Source organism: Streptomyces sp. NPDC055400 (assembly GCF_053644375.1).
In genome coordinates this window covers 304,758-326,583 of the sequence record NZ_JBSHLM010000007.1, presented here as the reverse complement: position 1 = coordinate 326,583, position 21,826 = coordinate 304,758, and the positions used below count along the sequence as shown (strand labels likewise).

The 21,826-nt window shown below is 71.5% G+C and carries 17 protein-coding genes; 10 read left to right on the top strand and 7 right to left on the bottom strand.

The annotated features are described in order from the left end of the window. Window positions 1-167: 167 nt before the first annotated feature. The 7 genes from ACWIGU_RS20900 to lgt all read left to right on the top strand — a co-directional run bounded on the left by ACWIGU_RS20900 (window position 168) and on the right by lgt (window position 5,920). Window positions 168-623, top strand: a complete 456-nt coding sequence (locus ACWIGU_RS20900) for a DUF2752 domain-containing protein (RefSeq protein ID WP_454402925.1) — start codon at window positions 168-170, stop codon at window positions 621-623. A 145-nt stretch (window positions 624-768) separates the two neighbouring features. Next, window positions 769-1,578 carry an indole-3-glycerol phosphate synthase TrpC gene (trpC, locus tag ACWIGU_RS20895; RefSeq protein ID WP_266669554.1) on the top strand — a complete coding sequence of 270 codons (810 nt, stop codon included), beginning with the start codon at window positions 769-771 and terminating at the stop codon, window positions 1,576-1,578. Window positions 1,579-1,585: 7 nt separating this feature from the next. Further along, window positions 1,586-1,732 carry a tryptophan biosynthesis modulator TrpM gene (gene trpM, locus ACWIGU_RS20890; RefSeq protein WP_454402922.1) on the top strand — a complete coding sequence of 49 codons (147 nt, stop codon included), beginning with the start codon at window positions 1,586-1,588 and terminating at the stop codon, window positions 1,730-1,732. A 103-nt stretch (window positions 1,733-1,835) separates the two neighbouring features. Next, complete coding sequence (gene trpB / locus ACWIGU_RS20885) at window positions 1,836-3,122, top strand: tryptophan synthase subunit beta (protein WP_454402920.1); 1,287 nt, start codon at window positions 1,836-1,838, stop codon at window positions 3,120-3,122. Beyond that, complete coding sequence (gene trpA / locus ACWIGU_RS20880) at window positions 3,119-3,934, top strand: tryptophan synthase subunit alpha (protein WP_454402918.1); 816 nt, start codon at window positions 3,119-3,121, stop codon at window positions 3,932-3,934. The genes trpB and trpA overlap by 4 nt, the downstream gene beginning before the upstream one ends. A gap of 93 nt (window positions 3,935-4,027) precedes the next feature. Then, window positions 4,028-4,807, top strand: a complete 780-nt coding sequence (locus ACWIGU_RS20875) for a DsbA family protein (RefSeq protein WP_454402917.1) — start codon at window positions 4,028-4,030, stop codon at window positions 4,805-4,807. 90 nt (window positions 4,808-4,897) lie between these two features. Next, complete coding sequence (lgt, locus tag ACWIGU_RS20870; RefSeq protein ID WP_454402915.1) at window positions 4,898-5,920, top strand: prolipoprotein diacylglyceryl transferase; 1,023 nt, start codon at window positions 4,898-4,900, stop codon at window positions 5,918-5,920. Window positions 5,921-5,994: 74 nt separating this feature from the next. Here the strand turns inward: lgt and ACWIGU_RS20865 are convergent, their stop codons facing one another. The 7 genes from ACWIGU_RS20865 to ACWIGU_RS20835 form a co-directional block, all read right to left on the bottom strand. Further along, window positions 5,995-6,831, bottom strand: coding sequence for an HpcH/HpaI aldolase/citrate lyase family protein (locus ACWIGU_RS20865; protein WP_454402913.1), 837 nt, complete (start codon window positions 6,829-6,831; stop codon window positions 5,995-5,997). Next, window positions 6,828-8,036: a CaiB/BaiF CoA transferase family protein gene (locus ACWIGU_RS20860; protein ID WP_454402911.1), complete on the bottom strand. Its 1,209-nt coding sequence runs from the start codon at window positions 8,034-8,036 to the stop codon at window positions 6,828-6,830. Before ACWIGU_RS20860 ends, ACWIGU_RS20865 begins: the two co-directional genes overlap by 4 nt. Continuing rightward, window positions 8,033-9,448: an ADP-ribosylglycohydrolase family protein gene (locus tag ACWIGU_RS20855; protein ID WP_454402909.1), complete on the bottom strand. Its 1,416-nt coding sequence runs from the start codon at window positions 9,446-9,448 to the stop codon at window positions 8,033-8,035. Before ACWIGU_RS20855 ends, ACWIGU_RS20860 begins: the two co-directional genes overlap by 4 nt. Further along, entirely contained in the window at window positions 9,448-10,671 is a 1,224-nt protein-coding gene (locus ACWIGU_RS20850; RefSeq protein WP_454402907.1) for an ADP-ribosylglycohydrolase family protein, read from the bottom strand. Before ACWIGU_RS20850 ends, ACWIGU_RS20855 begins: the two co-directional genes overlap by 1 nt. Then, window positions 10,668-11,867, bottom strand: a complete 1,200-nt coding sequence (locus ACWIGU_RS20845; RefSeq protein WP_454402905.1) for an ADP-ribosylglycohydrolase family protein — start codon at window positions 11,865-11,867, stop codon at window positions 10,668-10,670. Before ACWIGU_RS20845 ends, ACWIGU_RS20850 begins: the two co-directional genes overlap by 4 nt. 332 nt (window positions 11,868-12,199) lie before the next feature. Continuing rightward, complete coding sequence (locus ACWIGU_RS20840; protein ID WP_454402903.1) at window positions 12,200-13,309, bottom strand: ADP-ribosylglycohydrolase family protein; 1,110 nt, start codon at window positions 13,307-13,309, stop codon at window positions 12,200-12,202. A 34-nt stretch (window positions 13,310-13,343) separates the two neighbouring features. Then, complete coding sequence (locus tag ACWIGU_RS20835; RefSeq protein WP_454402901.1) at window positions 13,344-14,381, bottom strand: LacI family DNA-binding transcriptional regulator; 1,038 nt, start codon at window positions 14,379-14,381, stop codon at window positions 13,344-13,346. A 273-nt stretch (window positions 14,382-14,654) separates the two neighbouring features. Between ACWIGU_RS20835 and ACWIGU_RS20830 the strand changes: the two genes are divergently transcribed. The 3 genes from ACWIGU_RS20830 (at window position 14,655) to ACWIGU_RS20820 (ending at window position 21,780) form a co-directional block, all read left to right on the top strand. After that, a complete protein-coding gene (locus ACWIGU_RS20830; protein WP_454402899.1) occupies window positions 14,655-15,386 on the top strand; it encodes a VIT1/CCC1 transporter family protein in 732 nt (243 codons plus the stop codon). A gap of 420 nt (window positions 15,387-15,806) precedes the next feature. After that, window positions 15,807-20,327: a glutamate synthase large subunit gene (gltB, locus tag ACWIGU_RS20825; RefSeq protein ID WP_454403100.1), complete on the top strand. Its 4,521-nt coding sequence runs from the start codon at window positions 15,807-15,809 to the stop codon at window positions 20,325-20,327. Beyond that, window positions 20,320-21,780: a glutamate synthase subunit beta gene (locus ACWIGU_RS20820; RefSeq protein WP_454402897.1), complete on the top strand. Its 1,461-nt coding sequence runs from the start codon at window positions 20,320-20,322 to the stop codon at window positions 21,778-21,780. Before gltB ends, ACWIGU_RS20820 begins: the two co-directional genes overlap by 8 nt. Window positions 21,781-21,826 lie beyond the last annotated feature (46 nt).

Here is a 21,826-nt window from a genome sequence, read left to right as displayed (position 1 = left end):
CCCGCACGCGGCCGGCGCGGCGGGCGGCCCCGCCGGGGGCCGCGGCGGGGCCGCCGTGCGCCCCGCCCTGGCCGCGCGGGGCGCCCGGCCCGGGGGGGCGGGCCCGCCTCTCGCGTGTTCCGCGCCGCCGACGGGCGGACCCGGCAGGCCCGTTGCACAATGCACGGGTGAACGCCGAAACGGACACCTCCGCGGCCCCCCTGACCAGCGGCGCCGGCAGCGCCGGCGGTTCGCTGCGGCGACTGGCCGTCCCCCTCGGCGTCCTCGCCGCGGCCGGCGCGGGCTTCGCGTATGTCGGGTCCGTCGACCCGAACGAGCCGGGCCACTACCCCGCCTGCCCACTGCTCCACTACACGGGGATCTACTGCCCGGGGTGCGGCGGCCTGCGCAGCGCCCACGCGCTCGTGCACGGCGATCTCACGGCCGCTCTCGGGGACAACGCGCTCGCCGTCGCGGGCTACGCCGTCTTCGCCGTCCTGTGGGTCGTATGGGCCGTACGGGTGGTACAGGGACGGCCGGTACGGATCGATCTCGGACGCCCCCAGCTGTGGGCCGTGGGCGCCGTGGTCCTTGTCTTCACGGTTGTCCGGAACCTGCCCCTGGGTGGCTGGCTCCATCCTTGATCAACAGTATGTGTCCAGGTAGTGGGACCGGCGTCAACCGGATGCGGAGCCTTCGCCCTCCTGCGGATATCATCGCTGTGAACAGTGGATTGCCCTCTGGGCAATCAGCTTCCACCGCTCCACCGTCAGGAAGGGGGCCGCTCGCGTGAGTGTGCTCGACGAGATCATCGACGGAGTCCGTGCCGACCTCGCGGAGCGGCAGGCGCACGTCAGCCTCGACGAGCTCAAGGAGCGCGCGGCCAAGGCACCCGCCGCCAAGGACGGAGTGGCCGCCCTGCGCGGCGACGGCGTCAAGGTGATCTGCGAGGTCAAGCGCTCGAGCCCGTCCAAGGGCGCGCTCGCCGCGATCGCGGACCCGGCCGGCCTCGCCGCCGACTACGAGGCGGGTGGCGCCGCCGTCATCTCCGTACTGACCGAGCAGCGCCGCTTCGGCGGTTCGCTCGCCGATCTGGAGGCCGTGCGCGCCAAGGTCGACATCCCGATCCTGCGCAAGGACTTCATCGTCACCTCGTACCAGCTGTGGGAGGCCAGGGCGTACGGCGCCGACCTCGCGCTGCTGATCGTGGCCGCCCTGGAGCAGCCCGCCCTCGAGTCGCTCATCGAGCGCGCGGAGTCCATCGGGCTCACGCCGATCGTCGAGGTGCACGACGAGGACGAGGTCGAGCGCGCCGTGGACGCGGGCGCCCGCATCATCGGCGTGAACGCGCGCAACCTCAAGACACTCAAGGTCGACCGCGACACGTTTCAGCAGGTCGCCCCGGAGATCCCCGACCACATCGTCAAGATCGCCGAGTCGGGCGTGCGCGGCCCGCACGACCTGATCGCGTACGCCAACGCGGGCGCGGACGCCGTCCTCGTGGGCGAGTCCCTCGTGACCGGCCGCGACCCGCGCACCGCGGTCTCCGACCTCGTTGCCGCGGGCGCCCACCCGGCGCTGCGCCACGGCCGGAGCTGACCTCCCGATGTCCATCGCCGCCCGCCTCGCACCCGGCTGCCGCCCCCGCGGCTGCCGGGCGCCGGCGCGGCGTGTGCGGGGACGGCGAGTGCGGTACCACATCGGTTCGGAGCCGGGTCAGATCAATGGCATGCGATGGCAGAGCGCCCCATAAGGGGCGCGGGGAACGGCGCGATCAGCCACATACGGTTGTGGCCGACCAGCCACCCGTGCCCCCACGGCGATTAGTCATCCAGATCCCACCGTGAGGTTTACGCATGCCCAGCGAGTTCTTCATTCCTGACCCCGAGGGTCAAGTTCCCACTGCCGAGGGGTACTTCGGCGTGTTCGGCGGCAAGTTCATCCCGGAGGCGCTCGTCGCCGCCGTCGACGAGGTCGCCGTCGAGTACGACAAGGCCAAGAACGACCCGGCCTTCGCCGCCGAGCTCGACGACCTGCTCGTCAACTACACGGGACGGCCCAGCTCCCTCACCGAGGTGCCTCGGTTCGCCGAGCACGCCGGTGGCGTCCGGATGTTCCTCAAGCGCGAGGACCTCAACCACACCGGCTCGCACAAGATCAACAACGTGCTCGGCCAGGCACTCCTCACCAAGCGCATGGGCAAGACCCGCGTCATCGCCGAGACCGGCGCGGGCCAGCACGGCGTGGCGACCGCCACCGCCTGCGCGCTCTTCGGCCTCGAGTGCACCATCTACATGGGCGAGATCGACACCGAGCGCCAGGCGCTCAACGTGGCGCGCATGCGGATGCTCGGCGCCGAGGTCGTCGCCGTGAAGTCCGGCAGCCGCACCCTCAAGGACGCCATCAACGAGGCGTTCCGCGACTGGGTCGCCAACGTCGACCGCACGCACTACCTCTTCGGGACCGTCGCGGGACCCCACCCCTTCCCGGCGATGGTCCGCGACTTCCACCGCGTCATCGGCGTCGAGGCCCGCCGCCAGATCCTGGAGCGCGCCGGACGCCTGCCCGACGCGGCCGTGGCCTGCGTCGGCGGCGGCTCGAACGCCATCGGCCTCTTCCACGCCTTCATCCCCGACGCCGGCGTGCGCCTCATCGGCTGCGAGCCGGCCGGTCACGGCCTCGAGACCGGCGAGCACGCCGCGACGCTGACCGCGGGCGAGCCGGGCATCCTGCACGGCTCACGGTCGTACGTCCTCCAGGACGACGAGGGCCAGATCACCGAGCCGTACTCGATCTCGGCGGGCCTCGACTACCCGGGCATCGGCCCCGAGCACGCCTTCCTCAAGGACAGCGGCCGCGGCGAGTACCGCGCGGTCACCGACGACGCCGCCATGCAGGCCCTGCGCCTGCTCTCGCGCACCGAGGGCATCATCCCGGCCATCGAGAGCGCCCACGCGCTCGCCGGCGCCATCGAGGTCGGCAAGGAACTCGGCAAGGACGGGCTGATGATCGTCAACCTGTCCGGGCGCGGCGACAAGGACATGGACACGGCCGCCCGCTACTTCGGCCTGTACGACACCGACGCCGCCGTCGCGGCGGACGCGGCCGGGACCGGCGCGGAGATCGAGGGAGACGCCAAGTGAGCGGCAACATCCAGCTGTTGAACGACACCCTCGCCGCCGCGCGCGCCGAGGGCCGCTCCGCCCTCATCGCCTACCTCCCGGCCGGGTTCCCGACCGTGGACGGCGGCATCGAGGCCATCAAGGCCGTCTTCGACGGCGGTGCCGATGTCGTGGAGGTCGGGCTGCCGCACAGCGACCCGGTCCTCGACGGTCCCGTCATCCAGACCGCGGACGACATCGCGCTGCGCGGTGGCGTCCGGATCGCCGACGTGATGCGCACGGTCCGCGAGGCCCACGCGGCGACGGGCAAGCCGGTCCTCGTCATGACGTACTGGAACCCCATCGACCGGTACGGCATCGAGCGGTTCACCGCCGAACTGGCCGAGGCGGGCGGCGCGGGCTGCATCCTGCCCGACCTGCCCGTCCAGGAGTCGGGGACCTGGAGGGAGCACGCGGACAAGCACGGCCTCGGGACCGTCTTCGTCGTCGCCCCCAGCAGCAAGGACGAGCGCCTCGCGACGATCACCGCCGCGGGCTCCGGCTTCGTGTACGCCGCCTCCCTGATGGGCGTCACCGGCACCCGCGAGTCCGTCGGCAACCAGGCCCAGGACCTCGTGCGCCGTACCAAGGCCACCACCGACCTGCCGGTCTGCGTCGGCCTCGGCGTCTCGAACGCGAAGCAGGCGGCCGAGGTCGCCGGGTTCGCCGACGGGGTCATCGTCGGCTCGGCGTTCGTGAAGCTGATGCTCGACGCCGACGGCGAGGCTGCCGGCCTCGCCGCCGTGCGGGCGCTCGCGGCGGACCTCGCGGACGGGGTGCGCGCCAAGGCGTGACTCATCGCGTCGTCACCCATCGCGTCGTAACCCGTATGGGTGGACCTGGGGCCGGGGAGGCACGCTGGTGCCTCCCCGGTTCGTTTGGCGGGTGTGAGCGAGAAGAACCGTGACGGAAAGCGCACCGCCCGTGACCGGCTGGCGGAGGAGCGCGAGAAGCAGAGAGCCAAGGACAGGCGCCGCAGGGGCGTGATCGTGGGGGGCGCCGTCGTGGGCGTCCTCGCGCTCGCCGCCGTGATCGGGGTGATCGCGGCGAACTCCGGCGACGACAAGAGCGACGCCTCGGGTCCCGTCGTGGCCCCCCAGGGCGCGGTCGGCAAGGACAGCCTCGCGATCCCGGTCGGCAAGGACAGCGCGAAGTCGACGCTCACGGTGTGGGAGGACTTCCGCTGCCCGGCGTGCAAGGCCTTCGAGGACACCTACCGCACGACGATCCATGAGCTGACCGACTCCGGGCAGCTCAAGGTCGAGTACCACCTGGCCACACTCATCGACAAGAACATGGGCGGCAGTGGCTCCCTGCGCGCGGCGAACGCGGCGGCGTGCGCCCAGGACGCCGGGAAGTTCCCCCCGTACCACGACGTCCTCTACGAGAACCAGCCGTCGGAGACCGACGACGCCTTCGCGGACAACGGCAAGCTGATCGAGCTCGCCGGCAAGGTCGGCGGCCTCGTGGTGCCGGACTTCAAGAAGTGTGTCGACGACGGCAGCCATGACAGCTGGGTCAAGAAGTCGGACCAGGCGTTCCAGGCCGGCGGCTTCCAGGGCACGCCGACCGTGCTCCTGAACGGGAAGAACGTGTTCGGCGACCAGGCCAACCCGCTGACCCCCGCGAAGCTGAAGCAGATGGTGCAGGCGGCCGACAAATCGTAGGAGAGGCGGGAGACGCGGGGGTCTCGTTATGGACCCGTAGCCGGGCTGGTTGCCGCCGCCACGGCCAGGCACGGTAGCGTCGGCATCGCCATGACTCTTGCCTTCATCCCCAGCCCGTCCCACGGAGTGGTCTATCTCGGACCCATTCCGCTGCGCGGCTACGCGTTCTGCATCATCATCGGCGTCTTCGTGGCCGTCTGGCTCGGCAACAAGCGCTGGATCGCCCGCGGCGGGCGGTCCGGCACCGTGGCCGACATCGCGGTCTGGGCCGTGCCGTTCGGCCTCGTCGGCGGCCGGCTCTACCACGTGATCACGGACTACGAGCTGTACTTCAGCGAGGGCCGCGACTGGGTGGACGCCTTCAAGATCTGGGAGGGCGGCCTCGGGATCTGGGGTGCCATCGCGCTCGGCGCGGTGGGCGCGTGGATCGGGTGCCGCAGGCGCGGCATCCCGCTCCCGGCCTACGCCGACGCCATCGCACCCGGCATCGCCGTCGCGCAGGCCATCGGCCGCTGGGGCAACTGGTTCAACCAGGAGCTGTACGGCAAGCCCACCGACCTGCCGTGGGCCCTGAAGATCACGTCGTCGGCGGACGGGCGCGTGCCGGGCACGTACCACCCGACCTTCCTGTACGAGTCCCTGTGGTGCATCGGTGTCGCGCTGCTCGTCATCTGGGCGGACCGCCGCTTCAAGCTCGGCCACGGGCGCGCCTTCGCGCTCTACGTCGCCGCGTACTGCGTAGGCCGCTTCTGGATCGAGTACATGCGCGTCGACGACGCGCACCACATCCTCGGCATGCGGCTCAACGACTGGACCGCGATGGGTGTCTTCCTGCTCGCGGTGATCTACATCGTGATCTCGGCGAAGACCCGCCCTGGGCGCGAGGCGGTCGTGGAGCCGGGCGCCGATGACGATGCCGATACCGATGCCAAGGACAAGACCCAGGACAAGGCTGCGGACAAGGGCGGCGACGCCGGTCCCAAGGACAAGGCTGAGGGCGAGGCCGGGGTCGAGTCCAAGGAGCCGGCCGCGTCCGAGGACGATGCCGAGGAGCAGTCCGACAAGGATGAGGCCAACGGCGGGTCAGGGGCGACCAAGGCCGGGAAGAGCTAGCTGAGCCTCACCACCCGTACGCCGACGGGGGCGCCGGATCGCATCGATCCGGCGCCCCCGTCGCTCTGCCTGGGTCAGCCCCCGCGACGGCGCGAGGCCAGCGCAAGGACCCGGCGCGCGTCCGAGACGATCGCCGCGTCGACGAAGCGGCCGTCGGGCAGGGCCAGGGCCCCCGCCTCCGTGGAGGCGGCGCCGACGACCTCCGTCGCCGCGTCGACCTCCGCCGCCGTCGGCAGGAACGTCGCCTCGATGACGGGAAGCTGGCGGGGGTGGATCGCCATGCGGCCGAAGAAACCGAGCGCCCGGCCCTGTGAGCAGGAGCGGGCCAGGCCCACCGTGTCGCGGATGTCCGGATAGACGGACTGCGGCGGCGGGGGCAGCGCCGCGGCGCGCGCGGCGACCACCGCCCGCCCCCGTGGCCACGCCAGACCCTCACCGTTCGCCACGCCGAGCTCCGCCCGCAGATCCGACTCGCCCAGCGCGATGCCGCGTACGCCGGGATGCCGGGCGATCTCGTACGCGTGCTCGACGCCGAGCGCCGACTCCAGGAGGGCGTACAGGGGCGGCACCTCGACCGACCAGTCCGATACGCGGTCCAGGTCGGCGGGGCCGTGGACCTTGGGCAGGCGCAGGGCGCCCAGGCCGGGGAGCGGGGTGAGGCGTCTGACCTCGGACTCGGCGCGCGGCGAGTGCAGCGCGTTGACCCTCACGTGCACCGGCACCGGGTGCTTCTCGGCGAGGAGCTCGGCGGTCGCGTCGAGGGCGTACGTCTTGCGGTCGGGGGCGACCGCGTCCTCCAGGTCGATCAGGACCACGTCGGCGCCCGAGTCGAGCGCCTTCGCCACGACCTCCGGCCGGTCTCCCGGGACGTAGAGCCAGGTCAGGTAGGTCTCGTAGGACTGGGCGGTCACAGCGCGCCCGCTTCGCGCAGGGTGGTGATCTCCGAGGGGGAGAGACCGAGGCCCGTGAGGATCTCGTCCGTGTCGGCGCCGTGGGGGCGGCCGGCCCACTTGATCGCGCCGGGGGTCTCGGAGAGGCGGAACAGTACGTTCTGCATCTTGACGGTGCCCAGCTCGGGGTCGGGCACCTCGGTGATCGAGTCGAGTGCCCGATACTGCTCGTCCTCCATCACGTCGCGGATGTCGAAGACGGGGGCGATGGCGGCCTCCGCCTTCTCGAAGGCGGCGAGGACGTCGTCCCGCGAGTGCCGCGCGATCCAGGAGCCGACCGCCGCGTCGAGTTCGTCGGCGTGGCCCGCGCGGCCCGACCCCGTCTCGAACCACGGCTCGTCGATCAGCTCGGGGCGGCCGACCAGGCGCATCACGCGCTCGGCGATCGACTGGGCGGACGTGGAGACCGCCACCCACTTGTCGTCGCCCGTGCGGTAGGTGTTGCGCGGGGCGTTGTTCGTGGAGCGGTTCCCCGTGCGCGGCTGTACGTAGCCGAGCTGGTCGTACCAGAGGGGCTGCGGGCCGATGACCGTCAGCATCGGCTCGATGATCGCCATGTCGACGACCTGGCCCCGGCCCGTCCGCTCGCGGCCCTGGAGCGCGGCCATCACCGCGTACGACGTGGAGAGCGCGGCGATCGAGTCCGCGAGGCCGAACGGGGGAAGCGTCGGGGGGCCGTCGGGCTCGCCCGTGAGCGCCGCGAAGCCGCTCATCGCCTCGGCGAGCGTGCCGAAGCCGGGGCGGCGCGAGTACGGTCCGAACTGGCCGAAGGCGGTGACGCGGGTGAGCACCAGGCGCGGGTTGGCGGCGCTCAGCTCCTCCCAGCCGAGGTTCCACTTCTCCAGGGTGCCGGGGCGGAAGTTCTCGATCAGGACGTCGGCGTCCGCGACCAGCTTGAGGAGGATCTCGCGCCCGCCCCGCGTGGAGAGGTCGAGCGTGATGTTCCGCTTGTTGCGGCCGAGGAGCTTCCACCACAGGCCGACACCGTCCTTCGACAGACCGTGGCCACGGGACGGGTCCGGTTTACGGGGGTGCTCGACCTTGATCACGTCGGCGCCGAAGTCGCCCAGCATGGTGGCGGCGAGGGGGCCGGCGAAGAGGGTGGCGAGGTCGAGTACGCGTAGGCCTTGCAGGGGGGCGGGGGTGGTGGGCGTGGGGGATTTCATGTGCGGGCCTCCAGAGTGAGCCTGGCCAGTTCGTCGAAGCCGATGCCGTCGAAGTCGGCGACCGAGGTCGACAGACGGTTCTTGAGCGGTGCGGTCCAGCGGTCGTCGATCGCGTCGGGGGAGCCGGCGAGGAGTCCGGCGATCGAACCGGCCGTCGCGCCGTTGGAGTCGGTGTCCCAACCACCCGACACCGCACGGCAGATGGACCCCGTGAAGTCGCCGTCGGCGTGGGTGAGCGCGGCGGCGAGCAGCGCCGCGTTGGGCAGGACGTGCACCCAGTGGTGGTCGTGGTCGTAACGGGCATGGAGCGTGTCGACGACCGATGCGAAGCCCGCCGGGGTGCCGGTGGGTTCGGCGCGGGCCGTCTCGATGCCGAAGCGGATCGCCTGGGCGTAGCGGGAGTCGGGCGGAATGACGCAGAGGGCGGCGTCGAGGGTCGCTCGGATGGTGGGGGCCGTGGGTGAAGGTGCTGATGCATGGGCGATGGCCGCCGCCACGAACATCTCGCCGTAGACGCCGTTCGCCGTGTGCGTCAACGTCGCGTCCCTGTGTGCCAGTTCGGCTGCTCCTACGGGGTCGCCCGGGTTCGTCCAGCCGAAGATGTCCGCGCGGATCTGGGCGCCGATCCACTCCCGGAACGGGTTGTGACGCACGGCCGTGTCCGGGGGCTCGATGCCGTCCAGGAGATTGCGGTACGCGACGCGCTCCGCGGTGAACGTGCGGCCCGCCGGCAACTCGTCGAGCCAGAGCCGCGCCACGTCCGCGGTGGTGAAGCCGGCGCCGTGGCGCTGGAGCAGGAGCAGGCCGAGGAGCGGGTAGTTGAGGTCGTCGTCCTCGGGCATGCCGTCGATGTTCTCGGCGAGGGAGGTGGGGCGGGAGCGGCGGTTCCAGGGGTAGCGCTCCGCCACGTCCCGCGGGAGGTCCCGGTGCGTGAACCAGGTGTTCAGGGGCCAGTTGGACGTGGATTCCGCGATCGCCCGGATGCCGCGCAGGGGGAGCTTCTCGACGGGTTTGCCGAGGAGGCAGCCGACGGCTCTGCCCAGCCAGGATGCGTGCAGGCGTCTTGTTTCGGAGGCTTTGGGGGGCGCTGCCACCAGGCCTCCGCGTTCCTTGCCCTCAAGCGCCGGACGGGCCGGGTGCGGGGTCAGCCTTTCGATTTCCGGCAAGGACGTCGGCTCAAGCGCCCTCAACGGGCTCTGCGCTGAGGCCAGTTCGTCCAGGAGCCGCTGTGCCAGGGGTCGTAGCTTCGGGTCCTGGGGCGGTGGTGATGCTCCCGCGCGCCCGGGGGGCGGGAGGCCTCCCGCCTCGCGCCAGCGGCGCTCCACCCCGCTTGCGTCCCGGCCCTCCTGTGCCGCCTGGCGCAGCTCGTGGCCGAGCAGGTCCTCGGGCTGGACCCAGGTGAGGCGCAGCATCACGACCCCGCGGTGGCGGTGAGTTCTGCGAACGCCGCCTCGTGGGACCGGCGGCGGGCCATGTCCTTGGCGAAGACCTCACGCGTGACCCGGGCCAGTGAGGCCGCCGGCGTGTGCAGGTCGAGCCTGCTCGCGCGGGCCACCTCCCCGCTCCACTCCCGCGGCACCGCCGGCTCCCCGTACAGCGCGCCCACGATCGCTCCGCTCATCGTCGCGATCGAGTCGCAGTCCCGGCCGTAGTTGACCGCGCCGAGGACCGTGTGGCGGAAGTCGCCCCGGCCGACCAGGAGCATCCCGAGCGCGATCGGCAGCTCCTCGATCGCGTGGAGGCGGGACGGGCGGCGCGCCCCGAGCGAGGGCTTGCGGTACTCCGGGCCCACCGTGTCGAAGGGCGTGACCGCCTCGCGCAGCGGTCCCAGCGCGTCCTCGAAGTCCGTGTAGCCGCACGCCACTTCGCACACCGCTTCGATCGCCGACCTCGTGCCGTCCTTGGCGAGCGCCAGCGCGTCCTCCACCACGGACTCCGGCGTCGCGCCCGGCCTGAACGCCGCGGCCACCGCTGCCGCGAAGACGCCCGCCGCCTCCCTGCCGTACGACGACTGGTGCGCGCCCGCCACGTCCAGCGCCTCCTCGTACGCCTTGGCCGGGTTGCCCGCGTTCACCGCTCCGACCGGAGCCATGTACATCGCCGCGCCGCAGTTCACGATGTTGCCCACGCCCGCCTCGCGCGGGTCGACATGGCCGTAGTGGATGCGCGCCACGATCCACTTCTCCGCCAGGAAGATCCGTTGCAGCGGGAGCGCCTCCGCCTCCAGTTCCGGGATCCAGCGCGTGTTGGTGATCAGGTCGGGGACGAGGTGGTCCGCGACCGCGTACGCGTCCAGGTGGTCCCGTACGTTCTCGTAGACCCTGATCAGCGCGTGCGTCATCAAGGTGTCGTCCGTGACGTGACCGTCGCCCTTGTGGTACGGGGCGATCGGGCGCGCCGTGCGCCAGTCGTCCTTGTGGAACGGCTCCACGATGCCGCGGACCCGGCCGCCGTGTCGCTCCGCGATCGCCTCCGGCGTCCAGCCCTCCACGGGGCCGCCCAGCGCGTCGCCCACCGCCGCGCCCACGAGGGCTCCTGTGGTGCGGTCCTCCAGGGAGAAGGGGGTTGGGGCCGAGGGTGAGGGTGAGTTCTGAGTGCGGGCAGCTGTGGGGCCGGCTGTTGTGGGGGTTGTCATCGGGCGCCTTTCGGTGTGGTTGCCCTGGTCAGGTCTGCTGCGATGTCCACGAGGTCCGTTCCTGCCAGGCGCGGCAGCGCGCAGCCCGCGAGTCTGCGGCAGGCGTCCCGCCAGCTCGCCGGGAGCGCGTCGGCTCCGCCGATCGCGCCCGTCAGTGCGCCCGCCAGCGCCGGGGCCGAGTCCGCCACCCGCGAGAGGCACGCCGCCGTGGGCACCGCCTCCGTCACGTCGCCGCCGGCCGCGGTCGCGACGGCCAGGGCCACCGGGACCGTTTCCGCTGCCGCGATGCCGTAGCTGTAGACGTGGTCGACGATCTCGTGCTCCAGGACCGGGACCAGCGCGAACGCGTTTCCCGGCAGGCCCGGGCGGGCCGCGGCCGCCCTTCGCGCCAGGTCCACCGCGTGCAGCGCGTTGCGGCGGATCTCGGTTCCCTCGGGGAGCTGGGCCAGCGCCGCGTCCACGCAGGTGTCGACCGGGGCGCCGCCCAGCGCTGCCGCCACTGCTGCCGCCATCGCTCTCGCGCCGTGGACTCCGTCGCCGTCCTGGGTGTAGCGGGCGTCGAACTCCGCCAGTTCCGCGGCCGGTTCGGGGTCGCCCGGGTGGATTACGGCCAGTACCGCGGCGCGTACACAGGCCGCATCGTCGAAGTAGTGCGGGTTGTCGTGTCCGGTGGCCGGGGGGCTCAGGCCCGCCGCCAGGTTGCCCAGGCCCGCTCGTACGGAGATGCGTGCCCGCATCGGCATGCGCGCCGACTCGATCTCGTCCGCCCGGGCCGTCGCTTCGGCCACCTCGGCGGCGAGGGTGTTCCAGGCGAGGGCCAGTGCCGTGCGTACGTGTTCGTCCGGGGGGACGTTCGTGCCGGGGGCTCCCGCCTTGGCGGCGTTCAGGATCGATGCCGCTGTGAACGCCGCCCATTCCGCGTCGTCCGACGGGCCGAGGCGCAGGGGTTCCGGGGGTTGGTTCAGTGCGATCGGTACGGGGAGTGTCGTCGTCGCGTTCTGCTCCGCGAACGTGTCCAGTTCTCGGGTCAGGCGGCGGGTCCAGTCGGGGAGGCGGGCCGCGCGGTGTCTGCCTGAGGGCCAGCCCGCGGCGTCGCCTGCGGCGATGCCCAGTAGCAGTCCCTCGATCCGGTGGGGGGTGGTGGGGGTTCCGGTGGTGCGGGGGGTTGTCCGGGCGGTGACGGCTGGTGGCGGCATGTTGTGCTGGCCTCTCTGGTGGCGGGTGCCCCTTGTCGGGTGCTCCTGCTCGCGCCGGTGGGGGTGCGGGGGCGGTTTGGCCTGGGGTCCTGCTCGCGCCGGTGGGGGTGCGGGGGCGGTTTGGCCTGAGGCCCTGCTCGCGCCGGTGGGGGTGCGGGGCCGGGCCGGTATGTCCGTCCTCGCTTGGATGGTTCGGCGTTGGATTTCGTGCTCCTCAGTTGTGTGTGCCGGCTCCGGGCGGACATACCGGCCCGGCCCCTCTCGTTCGGGCGCCAGTGCGGCTGCTTGGGGGCCGCGGTGCCTCGGTGCTTGTACGTGGACGGGTGCGGGAGTCACGGTGTGGCCTCCTTTGGGGGTGTGGGTGGGAGGGGTGGTGTGGGGGTCAATGTGGTGGCGATGTCCAGGATGTGACGTCCCTTCATCGACGGGAGGCAGCTGCCTCGGACCGGGCCGATGGTCGTCGCCCAGTCGGCGGGGATCGTTCGTTCGCCGCGCAGCGCGCCGGCCAGGGCGCCCGCCACCGCGGCTGTCGTGTCCGCGTCGCGGCCCATGTTCACCGCCATCAGGACCGACTCCCTGAACTCGCCCCGGGCCGCCGCGAACGCTCCGAAGGCCAGGCCCACCGCCTCAGGGGCCAGGTCCGGCCAGGGGTAGCCGCCGATCACCACGGCCCGGCGTACCTCTCGTTCCATGGAGAGTTGTGTGCCCTCGGCGTCGCGGCGGGCGCTGCGGGCCGCCGCCACCGCGCGGTGCAGGGAGCGTGCTGTCCAGGAGTCCTCGGGGACCACGGACAGGGCTGCCTGGACGACTGTGTCCGGGTTGTGGCTCACCATGGCCGCCGCGACCCCGGCCGCCACCGCCCGGCCTCCGTGGATGCCCTCCCCGTCGTGCGACACCGTGCCGTCCACCGCTACGAGGCGCGCCGCCTCCGCCGGGCGGCCCGCCGCGTACACCCCGAACGGAGCCGCCCGCATGGCCAGTCCGTCGCTCCACGCGTGGCGGTGCTGCGCCGAGATGGGAGCCGCCAGGCCCCGGCGCAGGTTCTCCAGAGTTCCTCTCTCGCTGAAGCCCGCGCCTCGGAACGGGCCCTCGTCGCGGTCGGCGATCCATGAGTGCCAGGCCGCCTCGACATGTCCCACGGTGAGCGCCGAACCGTGCTCCGCCAGAAGGAGGCCGGAGAAGATCGCGTACTCGGTGTCGTCCGTGCCCGCCGGGTCCGGCGAGACGAACCCCTCGATACGGCCCCATCGTTCGCGGATCTGCGACGGCTTCATGTTCTCCGCGGGCGCGCCGAGCGCGTCGCCCACCGCGAGGCCGAGCAGCGCTCCGCGGGCACGGTCCCGCAGGGAGATCGCGGCCGGCGGCCGGCGGTGCGGGACCGTGCCGAGCCTTCGGGGACCTTCCGCGCCCGGCGACGGGTCGGGGCCGAGACTGACGCTCATGGCGTGTTCGGGCTCTGCGAGGTGCGGTTGGCGCTCATGTGGACCTCGTGTTCTCGGTCGGTGCTGTGGATGCGCGGACCACCAGGCGCGGTGGGGCCGTGGCTGTGGTGCCGCGGGGGGTCGGGGACGCGCCGTCCAGGCGTTCCACCAGGAGTTCGGCCGCTCGCCGGCCGCGCTCTGTCGAGCCCAGGTCGACGCTGGTCAGCGGGGGCCAGACCGACTGGGCGAGCACGCTGTCGTCCATCCCCGCGACCGCTACGTCCTGCGGTATGCGCAGGCCCCGTGAGTGCAGCGCGCGGGCCGCGCCGAGCGCCAGCTGGTCGTTGGCGCAGAAGACGGCGTCGGGGCGCCGGGCGAGCAGTTCCGCGGCAGCCCGGGCCCCCTCCTCGATGCCGAATCCGGTCTCGACGACCAGCGTGTCGTCGTATACGAGTCCGCACTCGGCGAGAGCCGCGCGGTAGCCCTCCTCGCGGCTCTGGCCGGGGACCGTGTCCGAGGGGGCGTTGATGAACGCGATGCGGCGGCAGCCGGTGTCGTGCAAATGGCGGACGGCCAGGGCCGCGCCCGTCACCGAGTCGGCGCGGACGCTGTCCACGGGCACCCCGGACGGCAGGGATCCCATGACCACGACGGGGCCCGCCGCGCAGGTCAGTGCCTCGATGTGGTCGTCGGTGATGCGGATGGGGCAGATGATCAGGCCGTCGCTGGTGCGGTCGCCGAGGCTGCGCAGGACGGCCAGTTCGTCGTCGACGAGCGCGTCCGTGGAGTGCAGGAGCAGGCGGTAGCCGTGGTTCTTGGTGACGCCCTGGACGGCGCGGACCATCGCCACGTAGGCCGGATTGCCGATGTCCGGCAGCGCGAACGTGAGCTGCCGGGTCCTGCCGTCCTTGAGGGAGCGGGCCACGGCGTTGGGTACGTAGCCGAGCTCCGACGCGGCGCGCTCCACCCGTTCGACGGTCTCCCGCCGCGCGCCCAGGCCGTTGAGGACGCGGGAGACCGAGGCGATGGAGACCCCGGCCCGCCGCGCGATCGACACAATCGTCGGCTGGCCGCCGCCCGGCACCGGAGACATGGCTTCGCTCCTCACCGCATGTGAAAACGTTTACAGGTGTTGCGGCGATGTTTCCCCCGTCCGTCAACGCTCCGATCATGTGATCCATCTCTCGGGTGACGGCGAGGGCCGTTCGAGCGAGTGGGCAAAGCGGTCGAAAGCCCTGGTAAGTACGGCCTTCCTTGCTGGCGGAGGCCCGAATCCGTGCGTACTTTCGAAGCTGTTGAGGGGGGAGTCCGGGCCCGCGGGAACGCTGCGCGGCATCGGCTCCGTACGAGAGGAGCACTGGGCGGGATGGCCATCATCGAGACCGAAGCGACGCTGCACGACGCGCACCGCGACAACCACACGCACCGCGATGTCAACGGTGGCTGGCTGCGCCCCGCGGTGTTCGGCGCGATGGACGGGCTCGTCTCGAACCTGGCCCTGATGACCGGTGTCGCGGGCGGCGCCGTGTCGCAGCAGACGATCATCATCACCGGGCTCTCCGGCCTGGCCGCCGGCGCCTTCTCCATGGCCGCCGGCGAGTACACCTCCGTCGCCTCCCAGCGCGAGCTGGTCGAGGCCGAACTCGACGTCGAGCGGCGGGAGTTGAGGAAGCACCCCGCGGACGAGGAGCGGGAGCTCGCCGACCTCTACATGTCGCGCGGCGTGGAGCCCGACCTCGCCCGCGAAGTCGCCCGCCAGCTCTCGAAGGACCCCGAGCAGGCTCTTGAGATTCACGCGCGCGAGGAGCTGGGCATCGACCCGGGCGACCTGCCGTCGCCGACGGTCGCCGCCGTTTCCTCCTTCGGGTCCTTCGCGCTCGGCGCGCTGCTTCCGCTGCTGCCCTATCTGCTGGGTGCGAGCGCCCTGTGGCCCGCGGTCCTGCTCGCGCTCGTCGGCCTCTTCGCCTGTGGGGCGATCGTGGCCAAGGTGACGGCGCGGTCCTGGTGGTTCAGCGGGGTGCGCCAGCTGACTCTCGGTGGTGCCGCGGCGGGTGTGACGTATCTCCTGGGCAACCTGTTCGGTACGGCCGTAGGATGACGACCCGGTGATGGCTATACAGGCCTCTGTATAAGTAGCCGTTACCCGGCGGTTTCGATTGCTTAACGGCGGGGCATGAGCCGTAAGCGCTGCGGGCAATGACGCCCGCCTCGCTCATGGACCCGCGGGCATCGATCTGCCCGTGAAGGTCCCCCATGACGCCGCCGCTCCGTCACCGGGAGCGGCACCCACCGCCACCGCGGTGTCCGCATGTTGGAACGTAGTGTCCGGTTCCCGAGAGCCGATCCATCATGTAACTTGTTCGAAATTTGCACCCCCAGCAGAGGGCCAACGTCGTCCCTCGGCAGATGTCATATGCCACGAAAATCGACGACGGGAGAGCCGATGCGCACGCCGCGCCAGCCGTCCCAGCACTCCATGAATCAGCCGTTCATGGATGCTCGCCCTGCCGCCCAGGGCATGTACGACCCCCGCAACGAGCACGACGCCTGTGGCGTCGGCTTCGTGGCCACCCTCACCGGCGAGGCGAGCCACGCGCTGGTCGAACAGGCGCTCACGGTTCTGCGCAACCTGGAGCACCGAGGTGCCACCGGTTCCGAGCCCGACTCGGGTGACGGAGCGGGCATCCTGTCCCAGGTTCCGGACGCCTTCCTGCGTGCCGCGGTCTCCTTCGATCTGCCCGCCGCCGGCGCGTACGCGGTCGGCATCGCCTTCCTGCCCGTCGACGAGGCCGACAACGCCGCCGCCGTCTCACAGATCGAGACGATCGCCGCCGCGGAGGGCCTCACCGTCCTCGGCTGGCGCGAGGTGCCGGTCGCCCCGCAGCTCCTCGGCGCCACCGCCCGCTCGACGATGCCGGCCTTCCGCCAGATCTTCGTCTCGGACGCCGACGGCACCGCTGAGGACATCGCGCTCGACCGCAAGGCCTTCGTCCTGCGCAAGCGCGCCGAGCGCGAGGCCGGCGTGTACTTCCCGTCGCTCTCCGCCCGCACCATCGTCTACAAGGGCATGCTGACCACCGGCCAGCTGGAGCCCTTCTTCCCCGACCTGTCGGACCGCCGATTCGCATCTGCGATCGCTCTCGTCCACTCGCGGTTCTCCACGAACACCTTCCCGAGCTGGCCGCTCGCGCACCCGTACCGCTTCGTCGCGCACAACGGTGAGATCAACACGGTCAAGGGCAACCGGAACTGGATGAAGGCGCGCGAGTCGCAGCTCGCCTCCGACCTGTTCGGCGCCGAGGACCTGTCGCGGATCTTCCCCGTCTGTACGCCCGACGCCTCGGACTCGGCCTCCTTCGACGAGGTGCTCGAACTGCTGCACCTCGGCGGCCGCTCCCTGCCGCACAGCGTCCTGATGATGATCCCGGAGGCCTGGGAGAACCACGCCTCCATGGCGGCCGACCGCCGCGCCTTCTACCAGTTCCACTCCGCGATGATGGAGCCCTGGGACGGCCCGGCGTGCGTGACCTTCACGGACGGTACGCAGGTGGGTGCCGTTCTCGACCGCAACGGTCTGCGCCCCGGCCGCTACTGGGTCACCGACGACGGCCTCGTCGTCCTCGGCTCCGAGGTCGGCGTCCTCGACATCGACCCCGCGAAGGTCGTCCGCAAGGGCCGCCTCCAGCCCGGCAGGATGTTCCTCGTCGACACCGCCGAGCACCGCATCATCGAGGACGACGAGATCAAGGCCGGCCTGGCCGCCGAGCAGCCGTACGCCGAGTGGCTGGAGGCCGGTGAGATCGAGCTCGAGGACCTCCCCGAGCGCGAGCACATCGTCCACACCCACGCCTCGGTCACCCGCCGCCAGCAGACCTTCGGCTACACCGAGGAAGAGCTGCGCGTCATCCTCACGCCGATGGCCAAGACCGGCGGTGAGCCGCTCGGCTCCATGGGTACGGACTCGCCGATCGCGGCGCTCTCCGCCCGCCCGCGGCTGATCTTCGACTACTTCACCCAGCTGTTCGCGCAGGTCACGAACCCGCCGCTGGACGCCATCCGCGAGGAGCTCGTCACCTCGCTGCGCTCCACCCTCGGCCCGCAGGGCAACCTGCTCGAGCCGGGCGCGGCCTCCTGCCGTTCGGTCACCCTGCCCTTCCCGGTGATCGACAACGACGAGCTGGCCAAGCTCATCCACATCAACGCCGACGGCGACATGCCCGGCATGAAGGCCGCGACCCTGTCCGGCCTGTACCGGGTCTCCGGCGGCGGCGACGCGCTCGCCGCCCGCATCGAGGAGATCTGCGCCGAGGCCGACGCCGCCATAGAGGCCGGCGCCCGCCTGATCGTGCTCTCCGACCGGCACTCCGACGCCGAGCACGCGCCGATCCCGTCGCTCCTGCTCACCGCGGCCGTCCACCACCACCTCATCCGTACGAAGCAGCGCACCGAGGTGGGCCTGCTCGTCGAGGCGGGCGATGTGCGCGAGGTCCACCACGTGGCCCTCCTCATCGGCTTCGGCGCCGCGGCCGTCAACCCGTACCTGGCGATGGAGTCCGTCGAGGACCTGGTCCGCGCCGGTACGTTCCTGCCGGGTGTCGAGGCCGAGCAGGCCATCCGCAACCTGATCTACGCGCTCGGCAAGGGCGTCCTCAAGGTCATGTCCAAGATGGGCATCTCGACCGTCGCCTCCTACCGGGGCGCCCAGGTCTTCGAGGCCGTCGGCCTCGACGAGGCCTTCGTCGAGAAGTACTTCAACGGCACGGCGACGAAGATCGGCGGCGCCGGTCTCGACGTCATCGCCCAGGAGGTCGCCGCCCGCCACGCGAAGGCGTACCCGGCGAGCGGCATCGCGCCCGCGCACCGCGCCCTCGACATCGGCGGCGAGTACCAGTGGCGCCGCGAGGGCGAGCCGCACCTGTTCGACCCGGAGACGGTCTTCCGCCTCCAGCACGCGACGCGCAACCGTCGCTACGACATCTTCAAGCAGTACACGGGCCGCGTGAACGAGCAGTCGGAGCGTCTGATGACGCTGCGCGGTCTCTTCGGCTTCAACAGCGACCGCGAAGCGATCTCCATCGACGAGGTCGAGCCGGCCAGTGAGATCGTCAAGCGGTTCTCGACCGGCGCCATGTCGTACGGCTCCATCTCCAAGGAGGCGCACGAGACCCTCGCCATCGCCATGAACCAGCTGGGCGCCAAGTCCAACACCGGTGAGGGCGGCGAGGACGCGGACCGGCTGTACGACCCGGCGCGCCGCTCCAGCATCAAGCAGGTCGCCTCCGGCCGCTTCGGTGTCACGAGCGAGTACCTGGTCAACGCGGACGACATCCAGATCAAGATGGCGCAGGGCGCCAAGCCCGGCGAGGGCGGCCAGCTGCCCGGCCACAAGGTCTACCCGTGGGTCGCCAAGACGCGTCACTCGACGCCGGGCGTCGGGCTCATCTCGCCGCCGCCGCACCACGACATCTACTCCATCGAGGACCTGGCTCAGCTGATCCACGACCTCAAGAACGCCAACCCGGCGGCACGTATCCACGTGAAGCTGGTCTCCGAGGTCGGTGTCGGCACCGTCGCCGCGGGTGTCTCCAAGGCGCACGCGGACGTCGTCCTCATCTCCGGCCACGACGGCGGTACGGGCGCCTCGCCGCTGACCTCGCTGAAGCACGCGGGCGGTCCCTGGGAGCTCGGTCTCGCCGAGACCCAGCAGACCCTGCTGCTCAACGGCCTGCGCGACCGCATCGTCGTCCAGACCGACGGCCAGCTGAAGACCGGCCGCGACGTCGTCATCGCCGCCCTGCTCGGCGCCGAGGAGTTCGGTTTCGCGACCGCGCCGCTCGTCGTCTCCGGCTGCGTCATGATGCGCGTCTGCCACCTGGACACCTGCCCGGTCGGCATCGCCACGCAGAACCCCGTTCTGCGCGAGCGGTTCTCCGGCAAGGCCGAATTCGTCGTGAACTTCTTCGAGTTCATCGCCGAAGAGGTCCGCGAGCTGCTCGCCGAGCTCGGCTTCCGCACCATCGAGGAGGCCGTCGGCCACGCCGAACTCCTCGACACCGAGCGGGCCGTGGACCACTGGAAGGCGCAGGGCCTCGACCTCGAGCCCCTCTTCTACGTCCCCGAGCTGCCCGAGGGCGCCGTGCGCCACCAGGTGATCACTCAGGACCACGGGCTTGAGAAGGCCCTGGACAACGAGCTGATCAAGCTGGCCGCCGACGCGCTCGACGCGAACGCCCAGGCCGACGCCCAGCCGGTCCGCGCCCAGGTCGCGATCCGCAACATCAACCGCACGGTCGGCACCATGCTCGGCCACGAGGTGACGAAGAAGTTCGGTGGCGCGGGCCTGCCCGACGACACCATCGACATCACCTTCACCGGCTCCGCGGGCCAGTCGTTCGGCGCGTTCGTGCCGCGCGGTGTGACCCTGCGCCTGGAGGGCGACGCCAACGACTACGTCGGCAAGGGCCTGTCCGGCGGCCGCATCGTGGTCCGCCCGGACCGCGGCGCCGACCACCTCGCCGAGTACTCCACGATCGCGGGCAACACGATCGCGTACGGCGCGACGGGCGGCGAGCTGTTCCTGCGCGGCCGCACCGGCGAGCGCTTCTGCGTCCGCAACTCGGGCGCCACGGTCGTCTCGGAGGGCGTGGGCGACCACGGCTGCGAGTACATGACCGGTGGCCGCGCGGTCGTCCTCGGCGAGACCGGACGCAACTTCGCGGCCGGCATGTCCGGCGGCATCGCGTACGTCATCGACCTGGACCGCGACAACGTCAACTCCGGGAACGTCGGCGCGATCGAGGCCCTGGACGAGACCGACAAGCAGTGGCTGCACGACGCCGTGCGCCGCCACCAGGAGGAGACGGGCTCGACCGTCGCCGAGAAGCTGCTCGCCGAGTGGACCACCGCGGTGGACCGCTTCAGCAAGATCATCCCCAGCACGTACAAGGCAGTGCTCGCCGCCAAGGACGCCGCCGAGCGAGCCGGACTCTCCGAGTCCGAGACCACCGAGAAGATGATGGAGGCGGCGACCAATGGCTGATCCCAAGGGCTTTCTCAACCATGGCCGCGAGGTCGCCCAGACCCGTCCGGTCGGCGAGCGCGTGCGGGACTGGAACGAGGTCTACGTTCCGGGCTCCCTGCTCCCCATCATCAGCAAGCAGGCGTCCCGCTGCATGGACTGCGGCATCCCGTTCTGCCACAACGGCTGTCCGCTCGGGAACCTGATCCCCGAGTGGAACGACTACGCGTACCGCGAGGACTGGTCGGCGGCGCAGGAGCGCCTGCACGCCACCAACAACTTCCCGGAGTTCACCGGCCGCCTGTGCCCGGCGCCCTGTGAGTCGGCGTGCGTGCTCGGCATCAACCAGCCGGCCGTCACCATCAAGAACGTCGAGGTCTCGATCATCGACCAGGCGTGGGACCGCGGCGACGTCGCGCCCCAGGCCCCGGAGCGCCTCTCCGGCAAGACCGTCGCCGTCATCGGCTCGGGCCCGGCGGGCCTCGCCGCCGCCCAGCAGCTGACGCGGGCCGGCCACACGGTCGCCGTCTACGAGCGCGCCGACCGCATCGGCGGCCTGCTCCGCTACGGCATCCCCGAGTTCAAGATGGAGAAGCGCCACATCAACCGCCGCATCGAGCAGATGCGCGCGGAGGGCACCAAGTTCCGTACGGGCGTGGAGATCGGCCGCGACATAGACGCCGCGAAGCTGCGCAAGCGCTACGACGCCGTGGTCATCGCCGCCGGTGCCACGACCGCCCGCGACCTGCCGGTCCCGGGGCGTGAGCTCAAGGGCGTCTACCAGGCGATGGAGTACCTGCCCCTGGCCAACAAGGTCCAGGAGGGCGACTACGTCACCACGCCCGTCTCCGCCGAGGGCAAGCACGTCGTCGTCATCGGCGGCGGCGACACCGGCGCGGACTGCGTGGGCACCGCCCACCGTCAGGGCGCGGCCTCGGTCACGCAGCTGGAGATCATGCCGCGGCCCGGCGAGGAGCGGAACGCGGGCCAGCCCTGGCCGACGTTCCCCATGCTCTACAAGGTGACGTCCGCGCACGAGGAGGGCGGCGAGCGGGTCTACTCCGTCTCGACCACCCACTTCGAGGGCGACGAGGACGGCAACGTCCAGTACCTGCACCTCATCGAGGTGGAGTTCGTCGACGGCAAGCTGACGCAGAAGCCGGGCACGGAGCGGAAGATCCCCGCCCAGCTCGTCACGCTCGCGATGGGCTTCACGGGCACGGACCAGGACAACGGCCTCGTCTCCCAGTTCGCCCTGGACCTCGACGCCCGCGGCAACGTGGCGCGCGACGACGAGTTCCAGACCAACGTCCCCGGCGTCTTCGTGGCCGGTGACGCGGGTCGCGGCCAGTCGCTCATCGTGTGGGCCATCGCGGAGGGCCGCTCGGCCGCCCGCGGGGTCGACCGCTTCCTGACCGGCGCCAGCGAACTGCCGGCCCCGATCCGCCCGACGGACCGCTCCCTGACCGTCTGACCCCAGGGGGTACGTCCCCTCACCAGACGTCCCGTACAAAGGCGTA

Bases quoted from the DNA above. Each gene is read 5' to 3' on its own strand.
- trpM (WP_454402922.1), top strand. From the start codon at position 1,586: ATGTCCATCGCCGCCCGCCTCGCACCCGGCTGCCGCCCCCGCGGCTGC.
- ACWIGU_RS20845 (WP_454402905.1), bottom strand. From the start codon at position 11,867: ATGCCGCCACCAGCCGTCACCGCCCGGACAACCCCCCGCACCACCGGA.
- ACWIGU_RS20855 (WP_454402909.1), bottom strand. From the start codon at position 9,448: ATGCTGCGCCTCACCTGGGTCCAGCCCGAGGACCTGCTCGGCCACGAG.
- trpB (WP_454402920.1), top strand. From the start codon at position 1,836: ATGCCCAGCGAGTTCTTCATTCCTGACCCCGAGGGTCAAGTTCCCACT.
- ACWIGU_RS20860 (WP_454402911.1), bottom strand. From the start codon at position 8,036: ATGAAATCCCCCACGCCCACCACCCCCGCCCCCCTGCAAGGCCTACGC.
- ACWIGU_RS20840 (WP_454402903.1), bottom strand. From the start codon at position 13,309: ATGAGCGTCAGTCTCGGCCCCGACCCGTCGCCGGGCGCGGAAGGTCCC.
- ACWIGU_RS20820 (WP_454402897.1), top strand. From the start codon at position 20,320: ATGGCTGATCCCAAGGGCTTTCTCAACCATGGCCGCGAGGTCGCCCAG.
- gltB (WP_454403100.1), top strand. From the start codon at position 15,807: ATGTACGACCCCCGCAACGAGCACGACGCCTGTGGCGTCGGCTTCGTG.
- ACWIGU_RS20835 (WP_454402901.1), bottom strand. From the start codon at position 14,381: ATGTCTCCGGTGCCGGGCGGCGGCCAGCCGACGATTGTGTCGATCGCG.
- ACWIGU_RS20850 (WP_454402907.1), bottom strand. From the start codon at position 10,671: ATGACAACCCCCACAACAGCCGGCCCCACAGCTGCCCGCACTCAGAAC.
- lgt (WP_454402915.1), top strand. From the start codon at position 4,898: ATGACTCTTGCCTTCATCCCCAGCCCGTCCCACGGAGTGGTCTATCTC.
- ACWIGU_RS20830 (WP_454402899.1), top strand. From the start codon at position 14,655: ATGGCCATCATCGAGACCGAAGCGACGCTGCACGACGCGCACCGCGAC.